Raw genomic sequence first — 18,402 nt, forward strand, 5'->3', positions numbered from 1 at the left:
CTGCTTATCAAATTCAATCAGATCATTCGCTGTCCTTGCTGCTGCCAAGGGCAGCTTTCTTTTTCCTCGGCTTTGATTTGTTCTCCCGGAGGATAACGGCGTCCTTGCCATAGGCTTTCAGCAAAAGCCCATATTCCTCTAAGAACTGCCGTTCCCGCAGCGTTAGGCTTCCACAGTCGTTCTGTTTTTCCAAAAGGTAATCATAAACCGCTCTTTGCAGCTTCTTGTGGATATTCTTTCGGAGCTTTCTAATGTTTCGGTCTGTCTGTCCCCGTATCATACCCACCTGTATGGTGCTGTACTGCCGGATGGACAGGTAATACAGCACTTCCTTCTGATCAATGGTAAGGCTGCGTATCAGCTCAGAAATAAATGAGCTTGCAACCAACTCATGCAGTTCATAGGGGCAAGAAAAAATGATATCCAGAAAATTGCCGCTGGCAAGCTGGCGGTATCGTGGCAGATTCAAATACAGCGGAATCATCTTCGGATTGGGAACTGCCATGTATTCTAACGGAACATCTCCCCGGAGATTTTCATGGTCACGCTCCCGTCGTTCCCGATTCCGATCCAACCTGTCCCATTCGCTGACAACGTATCGAAAGTCGTCCTCTGTTCTTGCAGCATCCTCCAGCCGTGCCAACGCCTCTGCCCGTATCTGGCGCTTTAAGCGTTTTTCGCTGACAGGAGCAGCTTCTTCCTCTTCGTCCTCCAGTTCTACGGTGTAGTCCCTTGGGTTTTCGTCCTGCTCCAGCTCTCTTTCCAGCTCTAAGGCTCGTTCTTCGGAGAGGATTTCCTCTAACTGCTCGTTTTGTATCGTCAGATCGGAGGCTTCATCCCATTCGGTTAGGTCATCACCGTCATCCGGGAACAGGAGAAATGTTCTATTTTCATCTGTCATGACCTCACCTCCGAAAATTTTTTGAATTTCTTTCAAAAACAGTTCCGATTTACACCCCGGATTTCTCCTATTAGTGAGAGGGTAATCTGATAAGCGGTTATTTAGGTTACTTTTTCAACCCGTATCAAGAGAAAGGAGGACGCAAGTTGCGGTAGCTTTATGAAACATGACACAAGATGCCACCGACTTACATCAGTCGGAACCACCATTAGTATATCAAACGAACATGAATTTTTCAAGGAGGAACGCTATGGATAAAAACAAACAGGCACAGTATATGATAAGACGTATTGGCGGCACCACCTACAAGGTGAGAGTCGCTTTCAGTGAAAGTGGGAAAGAGACAATGGAGGATAAAATTTTACGAATGATACGCAACGAAGTAGTTACAAACGACGGAACTTGTGATATAATTGGTGTACCACAAATGAGCCGTCAGTCTGAAAGGAGCGCATCATGAGCATCATTCAGACTGAGGACAAGATCACCGCCTTATACGAACGACTTTCCCGTGACGATGACCAGATTGGGGATAGCAACTCCATTGTGAATCAAAAGAAATACTTGGAGGGCTATTGCGCACAGCAGGGGTACACAAACTTTGCCCATTACACGGACGACGGATTCTCAGGCGGCACATTTGAAAGACCGGCATGGAAAAAGCTGGTGGCAGACATTGAAGCTGGCAAGGTGGCTCGTGTGATCGTAAAGGATATGTCCCGAATCGGACGTGACTACTTGCAGACCGGCTTTTACACGGAGGTTATGTTCCGTCAGCATGGCATTCATTTTATTGCCATCGCCAACAGCGTGGACAGCAACGACCAGAACAGCAATGAATTTGCTCCGTTCCTCAACATCATGAACGAGTGGTACTTGCGTGATCTGAGCCGCAAGCAGAAAACCGCTATCCGTGTGAAGGGGGAATCAGGCAAGCCTACCACCAACAGTGCCATCTACGGCTATAAGAAAGACCCGAACGACAAGCACCATTGGTTGATTGACGAGGAGGCCGCCGCCGTTGTGCGGCGCATCTTCCGTCTGACCATCGAGGGAAAAGGCCCCTATGACATTGCCAGAATCCTTTTTGAAGATAAGGTAGAAGCTCCGGCGGTCTATTTTGCAAGGAAAGGCATTGGCGTTTGGAAAAGTAAGACCGAGTTCGCATATCCTTATAACTGGAGCGGCTATATTGTGGGGCAGATATTGTCTAAGCCTGAGTATATGGGGCATACGGTCAATTTCCGTTCCCACAAGCTGTCATATAAGGACAAGACCTCTATTCCTAATCCCAAGGAGGACTGGCTGATCTTCGAGAACACCCATGAGGCCATTATCGAGCCGGAAACATGGGAGCTTGCTCAGCAACTGCGGAAAACGCCACGGCGTATTGATACCATAGGCGAAGCCAATCCCCTGACCGGGCTTTTATACTGTGCGGACTGCGGCGCAAAGATGTATAATCATCGTTCCAGAGGCGGTACAGAAGGCACTCCGTATCCGTCGGATTTCTTTGACTGCTCCTCTTATACACTGGCACATCAGAAGCATGGAAAGGACTGCTGCGGGCACTATATTACCACTAAGTCGCTGCGTATCCTTATTTTAGAGACAATCCGCACTGTCAGCCAGCTTGCCATAGCAGATCGGGAAAAATTCACCGAGAAGATACGAGCCGCTTCACAGGTCAGGCAGGTGGAGGCGGCCAAAGATGCCAAACGAAAGCTGAACAAAGACCGTAAGCGCCACAGTGAGCTGGATACGATCATTAAAAAGCTCTATGAATCCTTTGCCGTAGGCCGAATTTCTGAGGAACGCTTTGACAGCCTGCTTGCTGAGTACGAAGTCGAACAGAAAAACCTTTCCGCACAGATTGCAGAAACGGAGGAAAGCCTGACGAGCTATGAGGAAGATACTGCCCGTGTAGAGCAGTTCCTTGCTTTGGCAGAAAAGTACACCGATTTCTCCGAGCTGACTACACCGATGATCAATGAATTTATTGATAAAATCATCGTTCATGCCCCGGAGCGCATCGACGGGGACAGAACGCAGGAGGTAGAAATCTTCCTGAAATTCATCGGAAAGTTTGAACTTCCTGCCCCGGAGCTGACAGCAGAGGAAATCAAGCGGCAGGAGCAGCTACGCCAGCATCGCATCAAAAGCCGGGAGCGCTATCAGTTGATTAAGGCCGGGAAGCACACCGTTGGGCAGCCTTTTCAGCTAACCTGTAAGTGCTGCGGTCAGGGATTTGAATCCAAAAGCTCGGCTGCTATGTTCTGCGGACCGAATTGCCGGGCGAAGTTCTACCGGCAGGAAGCGGCAGAAAACAGGCGGCGTGACTGCACTTGTGAAAACTGCGGTAAGACCTTTTCCACCACAAGAAGCAATGTCAAGTATTGCAGTGATGAGTGCCGATATGAGGGGCATATCAAAGGCCAGCGGGTTCGCAATGCAGCGAACAGGAAGGAAAAACTGGCAGCGGAGACAGTTACCTCTCCGGCTTAATATTTCCAATAAAACAATAAATTTTGAGGAAGCGGTTTGCCTTATATCAGGGCAAGCCGCTTTTTCTACGCAAAGGAGGACACATGAATTTATTCGAAACCGTAAAAAACAACGTCAGCCTGCGGGAAGCGGCACAGGCGTATGGCCTTGAGGTCAACCGGCACGGCAAGGCGCTCTGCCCCTTTCACAATGACAGACACCCCAGCTTGTATGTGGCAAACGACCATTATTATTGCTTTACCTGCGGAGAGCATGGAGATGTCATTGACTTCACTGCAAGGTTGTTTGATCTCAAGCCCTACGACGCAGCCATGAAGCTGGTGATAGACTTTCATCTTGACCCGGACAAGCCGCCCAGCGCAGCGGCACTCAATGCAAAGCGTATCCGAACAGAAGCACAGAAGCTCAAAGAAAACGAGCGTCTGTGCTTTTCTGTTTTATCGGACTATTACCGTTGCTTGGAGGAATGGAAAGCATACTATGCGCCGCAAACGCCGGATGAGCCAGTCCATGATTTATTCGTGGAAGCCTGCCACAAGCTCAGTCAGATTGAATATGAACTGAACATTCTCACCTTTGGTGACAGCTATGAGCGTCGGGAAATTGTACAGGACTGGATGACGGATGGTGAAATCATAGCACTAAAGGAGCGTCTGGAACAACTGCGAAAGGAGGAAACCTATGGACGAATTGAATACCCCAATGGTTATGCCGCCTGAAGAAAGCATTCCCGATTGGTATGATGGAAAACGCATCAACGAAGTGCTGTTTTGTCAGCAGTTCTTAAAAAAGCATCCCATGAAATGTGTCAGAGGAAGGCTGTTCACAGTGGATGGACTGATTGAGGACGAGGCGCAAATCGGCAATCTCATTCTGGAGGAGATCTCCGGCTGTCTGACCTCCGGGCTTTCCAAGGTGGTGGCAAATCTGCTGGCCAGTATCAAGCTGCAAGCCTATTCGCCGCCCCTGCCCATCGAGACTGACCGTATCCATGTGGCAAACGGGACACTCTTTCTGGATGGGCGTTTCACCGAGGACAAAAGCTATTGCAACAACCGTCTGAGTGTGGCCTATCTCCCCGATGCACCGCCGCCTGTGCGCTGGCTGCAATTTTTATCCGAGCTGCTTGTCCCGGAGGACATTCCCACCTTGCAGGAGTATATGGGCTACTGCCTATTGCCTACCACAAAGGGGCAGAAAATGCTCCTGATGATTGGTAAGGGCGGCGAAGGAAAGAGTCGAATCGGACTTGTAATGCGCTCCATGCTGGGAGATAACATGAATACCACCAGCATCCAGAAGGTAGAGAACAACCGTTTCAGCCGTGCAGACCTGGAAAACAAGCTGCTGATGGTGGATGACGATATGGATATGAGTGCCCTGCCCAAGACCAACTATATCAAATCCATCGTGACCTCAGAGTGCAAGATGGATATGGAACGCAAGGGTGTTCAAAGCTATCAGAGCCAGCTTTATGTCCGCTTTCTTTGCTTCGGCAACGGCGCTTTAACCGCTTTGCACGACAAGTCAGACGGCTTCTTCCGCAGGCAGATCGTGTTGACCACCAAGGACAGGCCAGCAGGACGAGCCGATGATCCATTTCTGGTGGATAAGCTGACACAGGAGCGTGAGGGCATCTTTTTGTGGTGTCTGGAGGGTCTGCGGCGGTTGATTGGGAACGAGTATCAGTTCACCATCAGCGATAGAGCCAAAGAAAATATGGAGACAGTAAAGCGCAGCAGCAACAATGTGATCGAGTTTTTGCAATCCGAGGGCTATATCCGCTTTAAGGCCGACAGCGAAGCCAGCTCCAAGGCTATCTATGAAGCCTATCTCCGCTGGTGCGAGGACAACGCACAAAAGCCTATGTCAGCAAATCGTATCAGCTCAGAGCTGGCCCAGAATGAACGGCTTTATAATGTGGAGGCTACCAACAATGTGTACGCAGCCGGAAAGCGGGTGCGTGGATTTATCGGAGTGGAGGCGATGAACTTGCTTCCTTATTAAATATGAGAACTGGACTTCAAAACTGCCGTACATGCCGTACACGATGTACGGCAGTTCTCAACTCCGTTTTCAAAAAGCTATTTTACCGCAAAATCAGCGTTCTTTATGTGCAATGTGCTGCGATTACCGCATTTTCTTGCGGTATAAACAGCGATTTGACAAAGCAAACGCAAAATCCAAAGACCAATCGGTGTACAGCGGCGTACAGCACTGGCGTTTACCGTACAGAGCCGTACACAAACAATCTATTTTCAAGGCCGCACAGCGGCAGAAAGGACAAACTATGAACTATATGAACAATAACCCTATAATCATCGGCATCGACCACGGCTATGGGAATATCAAGACTGCACATTGCTGCTTTCCTACGGGCGTGATCATCTCTGACAAGGAGCCGACCTTCAAAAGCAATCTGCTTGTCTACAACGGCAGCTATTACACCGTGGGCGAAGGTCACAAGGAGTTTATCTCTGACAAAATGACAGACGGTGACTACTATATTCTGACCCTTGCTGCCATTGCAAGAGAGCTGAATATCCGCAAGCAGACCTCTGCCCGTGTGCATTTGGCGGCGGGGCTCCCTCTTACTTGGGTCAGCGAACAGAAGGATAGCTTCAAGGCGTACCTGTTGCAGAATGAAATGGCGGATTTCATTTTCCGTGGTGTCAGCTATCATGTGGAGTTTGCCGGAGCGGACATCTTCCCGCAGGGCTTCTCCGCTGTGGCGGACAGACTGCGGGGATTCAAGGGCATCAATATGCTTTGCGACATTGGCAACGGAACGATGAATGTCATGTATATCAACGAGCGCCGTCCGCTATCTCAGAAGTGCTTCACGGAGAAGTACGGGACAAACCAGTGCATGATTGCTGTCCGGGAAAATCTCATGCGGCAGTTTGGCGCATCGGTAGATGATACGATTCTGGAGCGTGTGATTCGCTTTGGGACGGCAGACATCAGCGAACGCTACCTAACTGCTATCCAGAACACAGCGAGGGATTACACCGCAGGCATCTTCCGCAGACTGCGTGAGCATGAGTATGACCCGGAACTGATGAGGCTCTATGTTGTCGGCGGTGGAAGCTGCATGGTGAAGAATTTCGGAGAATATGATGCCAGCCGGGTGATGATCAATGATGACATCTGCGCCACAGCCAAGGGCTATGAGCTGCTGTCTGCACAGAAAATGCAAAAGAAAGGCGATCTTGTATGAAGCAAATCTACACAACAACACTTCGGCTGAATCTGGAGAACGAAGCAGACCGCAGGGCGTGGGAGCATTTGCAGAGCCTTGACAGGCGAGAATATCGTTCAGTCAGCAAGGCAGTCGTTTCGGCGGTCAACGCTTACTTTGACCGTAGCAAGCAGCTTGCCGATGATCCCTATCTGGAAACACGGGAGAAGGAGGACGCTTTCCTCAGCCGGATCGAGGATACCATCTCACGCAGCTTGCAGAGCTGTACGCCGGTAAGCCTTGGCGGTATCCTACAGCTTATGCAGAGCGCACAGCCTGCCGCTGCTCTTGTTTCGGAGGAAACCGAGGAGGACATTTCAGCTGCGCTGGATTTTGCAGACGGCTTTTGAAATTACTTTTCTTGATTTTACTACTATGTTGGTGGCAATACAATCCGTCTTTGCTACCAAATTGGCAATTCTCAGAATGAGGAAAACAATTTACCATCAGTTCTGCAGGGAGTTGGTATCTGTGTGATACCAGTTCCCTGCTTTTTACTATCACGAAGCCGCCCAGCGGCAGAAAGGAGCCAGATATGGCAAATAAAAAGATCATGACCAAGGAAGAATTGCAGGCCAAGCACCGATTGGAGGAGGCACAAATGCGGGATCGGGCGAAAGAGCGAAAGGCCCGTACCAGACGCTTGATTCAGGAGGGCGCTGTTTTGGAGAAAGTATTTCCAGAGGCTCAGCAAATGGAGCTTGAAAAATTAGAGGACTTGTTATATGAGAAGCTACACTAATCTGCGAGGGGCGTTCCGGGCAACCGGGGCGTCCCTTCCTTTTTTATCCCGAAGGGCGCACTTACTCACCACCTGCGAAGCAGGCGGTGGTATCCCTTCCGTTGGTCGGGCTCGTGCGCTCTTCACGAACTGTCCATCGGACACTTCTCCAGAGAGGGCAGGAAATGCCGCAAGTCAGCATTCCCTGTGCAGTCGGCGCTTCTGCTGATGCAGAGATTGCTGCTTGTCGCACCAATCCGGCAGATACTCTGCCCGCCTCCTGCCTGCGAAAACCTGCCACCGGCAGCTTTATCGCAGATATGGGCAGCAATGCAGCCCATTTTCTCTTTGCAAAGAGAAACAGAAACCAAGGGGTGGCGTTTTACCACCCCCTCACAAAATACGAATCGAGGTGAACGCAAATGGCAATTTACCACTTGGAGGCAAAGGTGGTCAGCCGGGGAGCCGGACGCTCCGCCTGTGCAGCCTCCGCTTATCTCAGCTGCTCCCACATCCTCAATGACTATGACGGAGTACAGCACGATTACACCCGAAAGCAGGGGCTTGTGTGGCAGGAGGTATTCCTGCCGGACATGGCCCCACCCGCATGGCAAGACCGAGAGGTTCTCTGGAACGCCGTGGAGGAAAACGAGAAAACCAAGGACAGCCGCTTAGCCCGTGAGTTTGTGGTAGCCCTGCCCATAGAGTTGTCCCTAGAGCAATGGCAGACGCTGTTGACGGACTTCGTACAAAACCAATTTGTCGCAGACGGGATGTGCGCCGATCTGGCAATCCACGATCCTGATCCACCGGGTCATAATCCACATGCCCACATTCTCTTGACGGTGCGCCCGCTTGATGAAAGCGGCAAATGGCAATACAAAACGGAGAAGGAATATCTCTGCAGCCGTGACGGTGAGGAACGGGGCTTTACCGCTGCCGAGTTTAAGGCTGCACAGGCTGACGGATGGGAGAAACAGTACCAGTACAAGGTAGGCAGGAAGAAAGTGTATATGACACCATCCGCAGCTGAGGAACATGGATATGAGCGTGCCAGCAAGTATCCCAAAAGCACCAAATACGGGAGACAGAATCCCATTTCTGAACGCTGGAACAGCGAGGAACAGCTCCTTATCTGGCGCAAAGCATGGGCAGATGTGACAAACAAATATTTGGAGCGATACGGTCATGAGGAGCGCATCGACCACCGCAGCTTTGTCGAGCGAGGCATTGACGAGCAGCCCACCATCCACGAGGGCGTGATTGCCCGTGCTTTGGAACAGAAAGGTATCGTGTCCGACAGGTGCGAACTCAACCGTCAGATCAAGGCGGACAACAGGCTCCTGCGGGAACTGAAGGCGCAGTTCAAGAAAATTACGGAGGCGGTGAAGAACACGCTGCCCGCTATTGCAGAAGCGTTGGAAAAGCTGCGGGAAAATATGCTGATCTTCTGCTATCAGTTAGGGCATATCCGCAGCAGCAAGAAACAGATGACCGGTGCCTTGAATATTCTGAAGCCAAATCTGGCACAGTACCGCTCCCTTGTGCAGCAGATAAAGGAAACAACCAAAGAACGGAAGTCCCTACTGGCTGAAAAGAAATCCCTTCCTGCGATCCACTTTGTCAGGCACCGTGAGCTTGCCTCCAAAATAGCCGAGTTGACGGAAAAGTTAGAGGAGCTAAAAAGCGAAAAGGCTATGCTGCTTCATTCTCTGGAATACCCAGAGGACGCCACAAGCGATATCTTCCAGCGCCAGATTGACCGCTATGAAGATAATCTCAAACGGCTTGAGGCGCAGGAGAATAAGTATGCCGGAGAGCTGGAGGCTGCATTGTCTGAGTATGCCGAGCTGAAAGAGCAAGCTTCCGGCTTTGATTCCTTGCAGCTTTATCTGGAGCGGAAGGCACTTCGACCTGACAGAGAGAAAGCAGCAGCCCAACGCATTGAAGCGGCTTATGGCGACAAGTTCAGTTGGTGGTTGATGGAGAGTGGCCTACGGGATGTGTCTGGCTATCTTGACGAATATGCACAGGAAAAGACAATGGATCGAGAACTGCGGCAAAGGCGGCGATCGGAGCGGCTTGAGCGTAAGATGAAAAACAGAGATATGGAACGTTAAAAGTGCTGGAGGTTGAAACTTCAGGTGAAGTCTGTGACATAGGGGGATGGAGATAATCCCTATACGTCAAGCGTAAAATAAGCACCGGTATGGGTTTTCCATACCGGTGCTTGCAATATTTAATCGAATTCTATCACTTAAAATCAAAAGAGTTTTCCAACAACTTATCAAGTGCTGCCATCAGTTCCGCTCGAACAGCCTCTCTTTCACTTTCTCCGCCTGCATTTTCGATATAGATGGAATAGTTATCAAATGTGATATAGGCGTAATAGATCACAGTCTTAATTCCTTCGCTGTTTGCATTTGTAACGAAGTAGCCAGCTTTAACTGGCGTATCTCCAACCATAGATACATTTCCCTTGCCAATTACGGTAGTATCCATAAGATTGTTCCCAGACAGCGAAACAACAAATTTCATATCGCTGTAATGACCATCAAAGCCAACAAATGCTACATCGTCCAAGGTAAAGAGGGCATCTCCGGAAATCGGAAGATCACCGAAAATAGTCTGAACCTCATCTTTGGTCAATGCTCGTGCTTGCAAGTTCAAACTCAGAGCAGAGGCTACCGTATCTGCTTTAGTGAAAGATATGGTAGTTCCATCACCTAATGTAGCTGTTTCTGTACTTTTGCCGAATAATCCCATACTAAACACTCCCACCACGATTAGACAGAGACACGCAGCAATTGCCCCAAATTTCAGCCAAATGCTTTTTTGTTTCTTTGCCTGATAACTCGCCGTTTCTTCGATATGACGGCTACCAATGCCACCAACGGCGTCAGAGATGTTCTTTCGTGTCATAAATCATACCCCGCTTTCTGTAAATGATTTTTAAGTTTGCTTCTGATTCGGGAAAGGCGAACAGACACATTGTTATTTGTTGTACGAAGCCTCTTTGCAATTTCTGTAATGCTATCTGAGTACCAATACCTTGCTACAAACATAACCCTGCTTTCCTGATCCAAGCTGTCAAGGAAACGATCAATTTCCTGTGACAGCTCCTTTGCATCCACTTCCTGTTCAATAGTAGATGCAGAAGTTAGGCACTCTTCCAACTCATCAAGTGCAACATCATAGTAACTGTTTCGCTTTAGTGCAGTATTTGCGTGGTATTTTGCGGTAGCGATATTGCGGGTAATACGAAAAATATAGGTTCTGAGTGGGTCAGGTCTTTCTGGAGGAATTGCATTCCACGCAGCAAGGTATGTATCATTTACACATTCTTCTGCGTCGGGTTCGCATTTCAAAATGTTGTTTGCAATTCTTTTGCAAGTTGAACCGTATTTTGCAGCAAGTTCAGCTATTGCCTGCTCAGTACGAGCAAAGAACAGTTCAATGATCTTCACATCCTCTAACAAGGTATCCACCTCCTCACCTATGTACTATGGATCTGGCGGACAATCTTACAGAAGCGAGGGAAAATTTCACACCTTTATTATAGTACATTGCAATTCTATTTTCTATCGCCTCAGCAAAATCGTTTGGCACCAGTCGAGGTCGCTCGGCAGTCTGAAAATATGGTCCTTCGGTTTTGGTAGAGTTGCTCGCAGCAGAGGAGGCGTAACAAAAAATTAAAGGTAGCTGCCCGGACAGAATGGGTTGGGTGGAAAAATAAATAATATCCGAAACAGGATGACGGAAATTGTTAGCGCCGAGTTAATTCGTACACAGTTAGTGTTTAAGTGTTTACAAACAGCCCATTGATATTGTTCGTTTGTGCGTATATAATATATATAACTATTTGATGCGGAGGTAAACTATGTTTGAATACATGACAGTACAGGATGCGGCTAAACTTTGGGGAATATCGGTGCGTCGTGTTCAAAAGCTGTGTGAGGAGAATCGCATTGATGGAATTGTTCGGCTACCTCGTGCATGGCTAATTCCCCAAGATGCCCAAAAGCCGGCTGATGGAAGATATAAACAAAATAAAAATGAATTTATAGCTGACAACAAGGAGAACACACGATGAGTAAATTGTTATTAGTGGAGGATGACCAAAGTATCGTATCCTCATTATCAGACTATTTAGGAAATGAAGGGTTCAAAATCGAAAATGCTCCCGGTCAAAAAGAAGCAATAGAAAAATTGGATAGCGACCAATACGATATAGCCTTGGTGGACATTCAATTATCAAACGGAAATGGTTTTTCTGTTTGTTCTGCAATTAAAGAAAGAGGAACTATGCCAGTTATTTTCTTAACGGCTTCTGATGATGAATATAGTGTTGTGGCTGGGTTAGATATGGGGGCTGACGATTATATCAGCAAACCGTTCAGACCAAGAGAACTGCTTTCAAGGATCAACAGCGTATTAAGGAGAACTAAGAACACACAAAACATTATCAGTTACCTCGACTTAGTTGTGGACACAAATCAAGCAACCGTATCAAAGAATGGGAAAGAGATTTTGTTGTCTGCTATGGAATATAAGTTGCTGTTAGTCTTTTTGCGTAACAAAGGTATTGTCCTTTCTCGCAGAAGATTGTTGGAGCTTTTATGGGACACTACTGGGGAGTTTATCAATGATAATACATTGACTGTCTATATGAAAAGGCTACGTGACAAAATTGAAACCAATCCGCAGGAGCCGGAAATCATAATTACCGTTCGTGGGCTTGGCTATAAGGTGGGTTGATATGGACTTTATCAGAAATAAAGAAGTTAAAAGGCAAATTGTTGTCAGCAGTATTCTTATTCTATTTTGGGGCGGCATTGGCATTATCGTTGATAGCAAAGCTGTGTGGATTGTTCTGTCGGCTATCATTTCATCCAGTGCAGTTTCCCTCTTTTTCACATATCAGAGATACAAGAAAATTGCTGATTTTAGTTTGCATATTGATAGGCTGTTACATGGAGATGAAAAAATTTCTTTTGGGCAGTTTCAAGAAGGTGAGTTATCTGTTTTACATGATGAAATATCCAAGATGACAAGACGGCTTATTGAACAGGCAGAAGCTCTGAAAATGGAGAAAGGTAATTTGGCAAATGCTTTAGCCGATATTTCACATCAATTAAAAACACCTTTGACATCGCTGAATATCTTAAATGCTTCTCTGTGTAATGAGGAACTGACTGACGAAGAAAGGTATGAGCTGATCCGCGAACAGACTATGCTCTTATCAAGAATGGAGTGGCTGATAGCCACACTTCTGAAAATATCCAAGCTGGATGCAGGAACGATTACTCTAAAGCCACAGGCGGTATACTTAAAAGATGTGGTAGAAAAAGCAATTCGTCCTCTGGAGATTGCGGCAGAATTAAAAATGCAGACAATCACGCAAGTGATTCCGGCAGAATTAAAACTATCTCTTGATACTGATTGGACTGCTGAAGCCTTGGGGAATGTAATCAAAAACTGTATCGAACATTCACCAGAGGGCAGCACTATCGAAATCAAGGCAATAGAAAGACCTCTTTTGACACAGATCATTATAGAGGATAGCGGAACAGGTTTTCAGGAAAAAGACATCCCCCATTTATTTGACCGATTTTATCAAGGAAGTGGCTCTACAATCGGTAATGCCGGTTTGGGGTTGGCTCTGGCAAAGACGATCATTGTCAATCAGGGTGGTGTCATCCAAGCGAAAAATCGGGAGTCAGGCGGTGCAAAATTTGAAATCTGCTTTTATCGGGGGACTGCTTAATGCAGCCCCTTTTTAAGTGACATTTTTGTAATGAAAAAGTAATGAAGCAGTCACTTGGCTTTGCTATACTGAATTGCAAAAATATATGGAGGAACTTTTTATGGAGATATTAAGAGTAGAGAATATCTGCAAAACCTATGAAATGGACAATGCTCCTGTCCATGCTTTGTCAGATGTTTCTTTTTCCGTCGATAAAGGAGAGTTTGTTGCAATCATTGGAGCATCTGGGTCTGGCAAGTCTACCCTGTTGCACATTTTAGGTGGTGTTGACAGACCGACTTCGGGAAAAGTATTTGTGGATGGACAGGATGTTTATGAGCAAAATGAAGATGAATTGGCTGTATTCAGAAGAAGGCAGGTTGGGCTTGTCTATCAGTTTTATAATCTGATCCCGGTTTTGACTGTCGAGGAAAATATCACGCTGCCGATTCGATTGGATGGGCGTAAAATCAATCAGGAGCGTTTGAAAGAACTGCTATCCACACTCAAACTGGTAAAGCGTAGAAAGCACCTGCCAAGTCAGTTATCCGGCGGTCAACAACAAAGAGTGGCAATCGGACGAGCGTTGATTAACGCACCTGCGATTATCCTTGCGGATGAGCCAACGGGAAATCTGGACACGGAGAACACAAGGGATATTATGAAACTTCTGCGTGAATCCAATGAAGTCTATCGCCAGACAATGATCCTGATTACCCATGACCGTGAAATCGCAATGCAGGCAGACCGTATTCTGGAAATTCAGGATGGCAGACTTGTGAGGGATGAGGTGATACGCTGATGAATATGATTTTCATGCTTACACTCAGGAATCTGTTGTCGAATAAAAAGCGTACCCTACTCACACTTTTAACCATTCTTTTGTCAATCAGTATGATAACCGCTATTCTCTGTGGGGGATGGTCGTTGGTTGATTTTTTGAAAGAGAAAGAAAAAGTGTATGGTGGCGATTATGACTACTACATGGAGGATTTGACTTGGGAGCAGGTTCAAGAGCTATATAGTCAAAACAATGTAGGCGAAGTTTCGCTTCTCCGCTTTGCCGGAAACAGTTTTTACGGGGAGAAATCCAACAGTACAATGCTCTCCGTTGGCGAGATTGACGAGAACTTTACCCAAAGATTTTCGTTAAATCAGTATTTGCTTGCAGGGCGTTTCCCGCAAGATGAAAATGAGATTGTTATTTCAGAATCTTTTTTGAAGAAAAACAACATGAATACAGAGATTGGAGATACGATTTCTTTAACTCTTGGTTCAAGAATTTGGGATGAATATAATGCCCAGCTTTCCGGGCTGACAAATTATAGGGGCGAAGAAGAAAGCTTCGTTCCAACAAAAGAGAAAGCGTATGTAGTTGTTGGTATTCTGTCAGATGTGAATGACTCAAAAATCGCAGCAAACTATAATGCCTTTGCAGGTGTTGACAAAACGGCATCCGATTTTGCTGCGTATGTCAAGGCAAAGAATTTATCCAATTCGATCTATACAGAAGCCGAAGAAGTGGCTGCGGCAGTAGACAGTCATGTAGCAAAGTTTCATTCGGAATTGTTAGTCTATCATGGAATTACCGGGGGTAAAGGAGCTGCAAAACTGATTGCTTTGGTGGTCATGGTCGTTTGTCTTTTGATGGCTGCATCTGCTTCAATGATCAGCAACGCCCTCTCCATTTCCTTACAGGAACGAATTAAGCAGATGGGAATGCTATCCAGTATTGGAGCCACAAAAGGGCAAAAACGCCTTAGCGTATATTTAGAAGCCTTCCTTTTGGGAGTGGTGAGCATACCCTTTGGATTGGTTGTTGGTATCCTGCTATCTGCTCTGTTATTAAGTGTGGTCAGGGCAGCTTTTGGAGAAACATTCACTTTTGGCATCGTAGAACTGTCCTTGAAGGTAAACGGATTGATCCTGCTCGTCAGCGGATTATCCGGCATTGCTTCTTTGTACTTCGGAAGTAGAAAGCCTGTGAAGCAAGCAGCTAAAATTACAGTTATTGAAGCGATCCGCCAGTCTAACAATGCGGTATCAAGAAAGAAATTCCGTGACGGAAAAATCGTTTCTTTGGTTTTTGGCATTTATGGTTCGTTAGCAGCAAAAAATATTAAGCGTAATCCAAAACGCTTCCGAGCGATTACCGGCTCTATTTTCTTGTCGGTGGTAATTGCCCTTTCCTTATATAGTTTCTCTGATTTTATGCTTTATCAGACATCCTTGGATATGAAGGAGGACGGTTCCTGTTATACTGATGTGATTTCGATGATTCAATACAAAGATATTCCTGTCGCAATCGGGGCATTATCGGATGAAAATATCACTGCGGATGTTTCCTATTCTTTTCAGCGATATATGACCGCTGAATTTTCGCAGGAACAAATCAATCCTGATATGCAAGGATATTTTATCAATGGTACGAAAGCAGAGGTATATGTCGTAGGATTGGACGAAGAACATTTTGTCTCTTTTTGCGATGAAAATGGATTCAGTCTGGATGTGACAAATTTCAATCATGGAATTTTGCTCAATCAGACTATGGGATACTATAATTCGGCACAAAATCGGGTAATTGCAGGCTCACCGTTTCTTATTGAACCGGGAACAGAAATCATTCCGCTGGGGGCATCCGAGGATGCCTTGCCGATTATCGTGGAAGAAATCGTTTCAGAAGAAAATGCAAATATCCAATCCATGTTTGTGAGAGATCGAGCTGTCCTCATCGTGCCTTTAAGTTATTTTAACTTGCTGATAGATGATAACGCCTATGTGGAAATGAGAATACAGACAGCACAGCATAAAGAAGCAATGGAATGTCTGGCTGACAGAGGATTTCCGCAAACTGTGGACATTGCAGCCGCAACGAATAATTCCAGACAGGTATATACGATTGCAAAACTGGTAATCTGCCTGTTCTCGATCCTGATGACGGTTATTATCAGCTTGAATGTTTGTAACACTATCTCGAATACGATTCATTTGAGAAGAAGCGAATTTGCTGTTCTGCGTTCTGTTGGTATGACTGCCAAAGGATTAAAATGTACGCTATTGCTCGAAGCTGTTTTGTACGGCGTAAAAGCATTGGTTCTTGCGTTGCCTGTGAGCTTTTTGATTCATTGTGCTATCTACTACTTCATATCGTCGGGTATGACACCATTTGCTTTTTATATGAACGGCGGTATTTATGCTCTTGCAGTTATGGCTGTCGGCGCTATGGTATGTATCGCTATGCTGTTTGCTGTTAGAAGCGTATCAAAGGTGGAAATTGTAGAGGAACTGAAATTGAGCAATATGTAATCATTCAATCTAACAAAGCAACTGAAACAGAGGTAATAGAAATTGCGTAAAAAGAAACTGGTAAAGAGAGTTGCAGGCATTGCTTTGACTGTTGGTGCAGTTATACTTGCCATTGTATGTGTTGGTAAAGTAAATCGCATTCAGAACGAAAAAGATATTATTGGCACATGGAAGGATGCAAATGCTGAGGAGATATTTACCTTTCAAGAAAACGGGGAACTTGCTGTGAGTAAAGATATGCCCGATTCGGGTCTATCCTGCGGTGACGCATATTATAGTTTTTCTTACTCGGATATAATCTGTGTTACACAGGGAAATAGTAGTGTAGAATTTGAGATAGAAGTAGATCAAAACGAATTGAAAATCTTCTTCATGGGACAAGAATATCTGGAATTGGAAAAGTAATGATTACAAATAAAAGAAAACCATTGAGCCGATAATTCGCATCCTCTGCGGACTAACGGCTCTGCATATATTTTGAACGCTATTTTCAGAAACATTGTGTTTTGCAGAAAAGCCCCTTGACAAATTCCATCTCAAAAGGCGATGCTTATGGAGTATGCCACACGCAACGGTTTCGGGAATTGCCAGTACTATGTCGATGATGGTTACAGCGGCACGAACTCTGACCGCCCTGCCTTTCAGGAACTTCTGGATGATATCCGGGATGGAAAGGTAGCGACCGTCATTACCAAAGACCAGTCCCGACTTGGACGCAACCACATCGAAACCGGAACGTATATGGAGATATTCTTTCCTGAACACGGTGTCCGCTATATTGCAATCAACGATGGTTATGATTCCAACGAGCAATCCCAGATGGATATTGCCCCGTTCCGAAACATCATCAATGAAATGTACGCCAAAGACACTTCCCGAAAAATCAAGAGTGCCCTTCGGACACGCAAGAAAAGCGGAAAGTATATCTCCAGCAACGCACCGTTTGGCTACCAGAAAGACCCTGCCGACCACAATCACCTTGTGATCGACCCGAACACCGCCCCCGTTGTTGAGTATATCTATTCAATGGCAGAGGAAGGGCTGGGGCTTCACCGCATCGCCAAGCGGCTCCACGATGAAAAAGTCTTGAAGCCGTGTTACTACAAGAAAGAGATGTTTGGCCGCTTTATTGATGATGAAAAGATGTATGATTGGGACAGTGCCTATATCAGTCAGGTTCTGCACAGCCCAGTCTACGCCGGACACATCATCTACGAAGCCAAGCCCACCGTGTCCATGAAATCCAAAAAGCGGCGTTATATTCCGTTTGAAGAACGCGCTATCGTTCCGAATACACATGAAGCAATCATCCCACAAGACCGCTGGGAAAACGTGCAGCGAATCCTTTACAGCCGTTCCGGTTGTTTTATGTGTGATAAGACCGACTACGACAATATCTTCAAGGGCATCGTCCGTTGTGCAGACTGCGGCAGAACGATGTTAGTCAAGGTCGAGCACAGGCGCAAACGCAACAGTGTTCTGGATCAGACCTTTTATTGTTGCAGCACTTATCGGAAATATGGTGCGAAAGCCTGTGACTCTCACAACTTGGAAGCCCGTGTTCTGCATGAAGCTGTCTTTGCGGACATTCAGGCACACGCAAAGGCCGCTGTGAGCAATCGGGAAGCCCTTGTGAAGAAGATTGCAAATCAGATGCACCTCCGGGTGTCCTCTGACCGGGCGCAGCACAAACGGGATTTGAAGCAGTGTAAAGCACGAATCGCAGAAATCGAAGACCTGTATGCAAAACTTTATGAGGACGTATCAAAGGGACTTCTCCCGGAGAAACGTTTTCAAATGCTTGCAGATCGCTACGACAAAGAACAGGCTGAACTGACCGAGAAGATTGAGCAGTACGAGCGGGAAGGCCGTGCTGAACACGATCAGCTGGACAAGATTCAGGATTTTATTGATGAAGTCAGCAAGTACGCTGGCATCACCGAACTGAACTAAAAGATTCTGCATCAGCTGATTGACAAGAT

General features: G+C 46.5%; 19 protein-coding genes. 16 read left to right on the forward strand and 3 right to left on the reverse strand.

Annotation, left to right across the window (positions count from 1 at the left end; genetic code table 11):
- Positions 1-22: 22 nt before the first annotated feature.
- Positions 23-901 carry a hypothetical protein gene (locus tag C4N23_RS05740; RefSeq protein ID WP_055145300.1) on the reverse strand — a complete coding sequence of 293 codons (879 nt, stop codon included), beginning with the start codon at positions 899-901 and terminating at the stop codon, positions 23-25.
- 250 nt (positions 902-1,151) lie between these two features.
- On the opposite strand from C4N23_RS05740, the gene C4N23_RS05745 reads away from it, so the two are divergent.
- From C4N23_RS05745 to mobQ, 9 genes are all read left to right on the forward strand, one after another.
- Entirely contained in the window at positions 1,152-1,361 is a 210-nt protein-coding gene (locus tag C4N23_RS05745; protein ID WP_055145303.1) for a transposon-encoded TnpW family protein, read from the forward strand.
- Entirely contained in the window at positions 1,358-3,406 is a 2,049-nt protein-coding gene (locus C4N23_RS05750; RefSeq protein ID WP_055145306.1) for a recombinase family protein, read from the forward strand. Before C4N23_RS05745 ends, C4N23_RS05750 begins: the two co-directional genes overlap by 4 nt.
- Positions 3,407-3,489: 83 nt before the next feature.
- Positions 3,490-4,125 (forward strand): CHC2 zinc finger domain-containing protein, encoded by a 636-nt coding sequence (locus tag C4N23_RS05755; protein ID WP_055145308.1) that lies wholly within the window; start codon positions 3,490-3,492, stop codon positions 4,123-4,125.
- The gene (locus C4N23_RS05760) at positions 4,115-5,413 is read left to right on the forward strand and encodes a DNA primase family protein (protein ID WP_425349587.1); all 1,299 of its coding nucleotides are present in this window, start codon (positions 4,115-4,117) and stop codon (positions 5,411-5,413) included. Before C4N23_RS05755 ends, C4N23_RS05760 begins: the two co-directional genes overlap by 11 nt.
- A 31-nt stretch (positions 5,414-5,444) precedes the next feature.
- On the forward strand, positions 5,445-6,626 hold the full coding sequence (locus tag C4N23_RS05765; protein ID WP_330375651.1) for a ParM/StbA family protein: 1,182 nt from the start codon (positions 5,445-5,447) through the stop codon (positions 6,624-6,626).
- Complete coding sequence (locus C4N23_RS05770) at positions 6,623-6,997, forward strand: hypothetical protein (RefSeq protein WP_055145314.1); 375 nt, start codon at positions 6,623-6,625, stop codon at positions 6,995-6,997. The genes C4N23_RS05765 and C4N23_RS05770 overlap by 4 nt, the downstream gene beginning before the upstream one ends.
- 203 nt (positions 6,998-7,200) lie before the next feature.
- Positions 7,201-7,389, forward strand: coding sequence for a hypothetical protein (locus C4N23_RS05775; protein ID WP_055145756.1), 189 nt, complete (start codon positions 7,201-7,203; stop codon positions 7,387-7,389).
- A gap of 164 nt (positions 7,390-7,553) precedes the next feature.
- Entirely contained in the window at positions 7,554-7,784 is a 231-nt protein-coding gene (locus tag C4N23_RS13795) for a hypothetical protein (protein ID WP_055145317.1), read from the forward strand.
- Positions 7,785-7,790: 6 nt separating this feature from the next.
- Positions 7,791-9,488: a MobQ family relaxase gene (gene mobQ, locus C4N23_RS05780; protein WP_055145320.1), complete on the forward strand. Its 1,698-nt coding sequence runs from the start codon at positions 7,791-7,793 to the stop codon at positions 9,486-9,488.
- Positions 9,489-9,621: 133 nt separating this feature from the next.
- Here mobQ and C4N23_RS05785 read toward each other — a convergent pair whose 3' ends face one another.
- A complete protein-coding gene (locus tag C4N23_RS05785; protein ID WP_055145323.1) occupies positions 9,622-10,290 on the reverse strand; it encodes a hypothetical protein in 669 nt (222 codons plus the stop codon).
- Positions 10,287-10,847: an RNA polymerase sigma factor gene (locus tag C4N23_RS05790; RefSeq protein ID WP_055145326.1), complete on the reverse strand. Its 561-nt coding sequence runs from the start codon at positions 10,845-10,847 to the stop codon at positions 10,287-10,289. Before C4N23_RS05790 ends, C4N23_RS05785 begins: the two co-directional genes overlap by 4 nt.
- 401 nt (positions 10,848-11,248) lie before the next feature.
- On the opposite strand from C4N23_RS05790, the gene C4N23_RS05795 reads away from it, so the two are divergent.
- The 7 genes from C4N23_RS05795 to C4N23_RS05825 all read left to right on the forward strand — a co-directional run bounded on the left by C4N23_RS05795 (position 11,249) and on the right by C4N23_RS05825 (position 18,373).
- A complete protein-coding gene (locus C4N23_RS05795; RefSeq protein WP_055145329.1) occupies positions 11,249-11,461 on the forward strand; it encodes a helix-turn-helix domain-containing protein in 213 nt (70 codons plus the stop codon).
- The gene (locus C4N23_RS05800) at positions 11,458-12,126 is read left to right on the forward strand and encodes a response regulator transcription factor (RefSeq protein ID WP_055145332.1); all 669 of its coding nucleotides are present in this window, start codon (positions 11,458-11,460) and stop codon (positions 12,124-12,126) included. The genes C4N23_RS05795 and C4N23_RS05800 overlap by 4 nt, the downstream gene beginning before the upstream one ends.
- A gap of 1 nt (position 12,127) precedes the next feature.
- Positions 12,128-13,135 carry a sensor histidine kinase gene (locus tag C4N23_RS05805; RefSeq protein ID WP_055145335.1) on the forward strand — a complete coding sequence of 336 codons (1,008 nt, stop codon included), beginning with the start codon at positions 12,128-12,130 and terminating at the stop codon, positions 13,133-13,135.
- Between the two features lie 100 nt (positions 13,136-13,235).
- On the forward strand, positions 13,236-13,916 hold the full coding sequence (locus C4N23_RS05810; RefSeq protein WP_055145338.1) for an ABC transporter ATP-binding protein: 681 nt from the start codon (positions 13,236-13,238) through the stop codon (positions 13,914-13,916).
- Complete coding sequence (locus tag C4N23_RS05815; protein ID WP_055145341.1) at positions 13,916-16,420, forward strand: ABC transporter permease; 2,505 nt, start codon at positions 13,916-13,918, stop codon at positions 16,418-16,420. Before C4N23_RS05810 ends, C4N23_RS05815 begins: the two co-directional genes overlap by 1 nt.
- Before the next feature lie 42 nt (positions 16,421-16,462).
- Positions 16,463-16,825, forward strand: a complete 363-nt coding sequence (locus C4N23_RS05820; RefSeq protein WP_055145343.1) for a hypothetical protein — start codon at positions 16,463-16,465, stop codon at positions 16,823-16,825.
- A 123-nt stretch (positions 16,826-16,948) separates the two neighbouring features.
- Positions 16,949-18,373, forward strand: coding sequence for a recombinase family protein (locus C4N23_RS05825; RefSeq protein WP_280953105.1), 1,425 nt, complete (start codon positions 16,949-16,951; stop codon positions 18,371-18,373).
- Positions 18,374-18,402 lie beyond the last annotated feature (29 nt).

The organism is Faecalibacterium hattorii (assembly GCF_003287455.1).
GTDB classification, from domain to species: Bacteria; Bacillota; Clostridia; order Oscillospirales; family Ruminococcaceae; genus Faecalibacterium; species Faecalibacterium hattorii.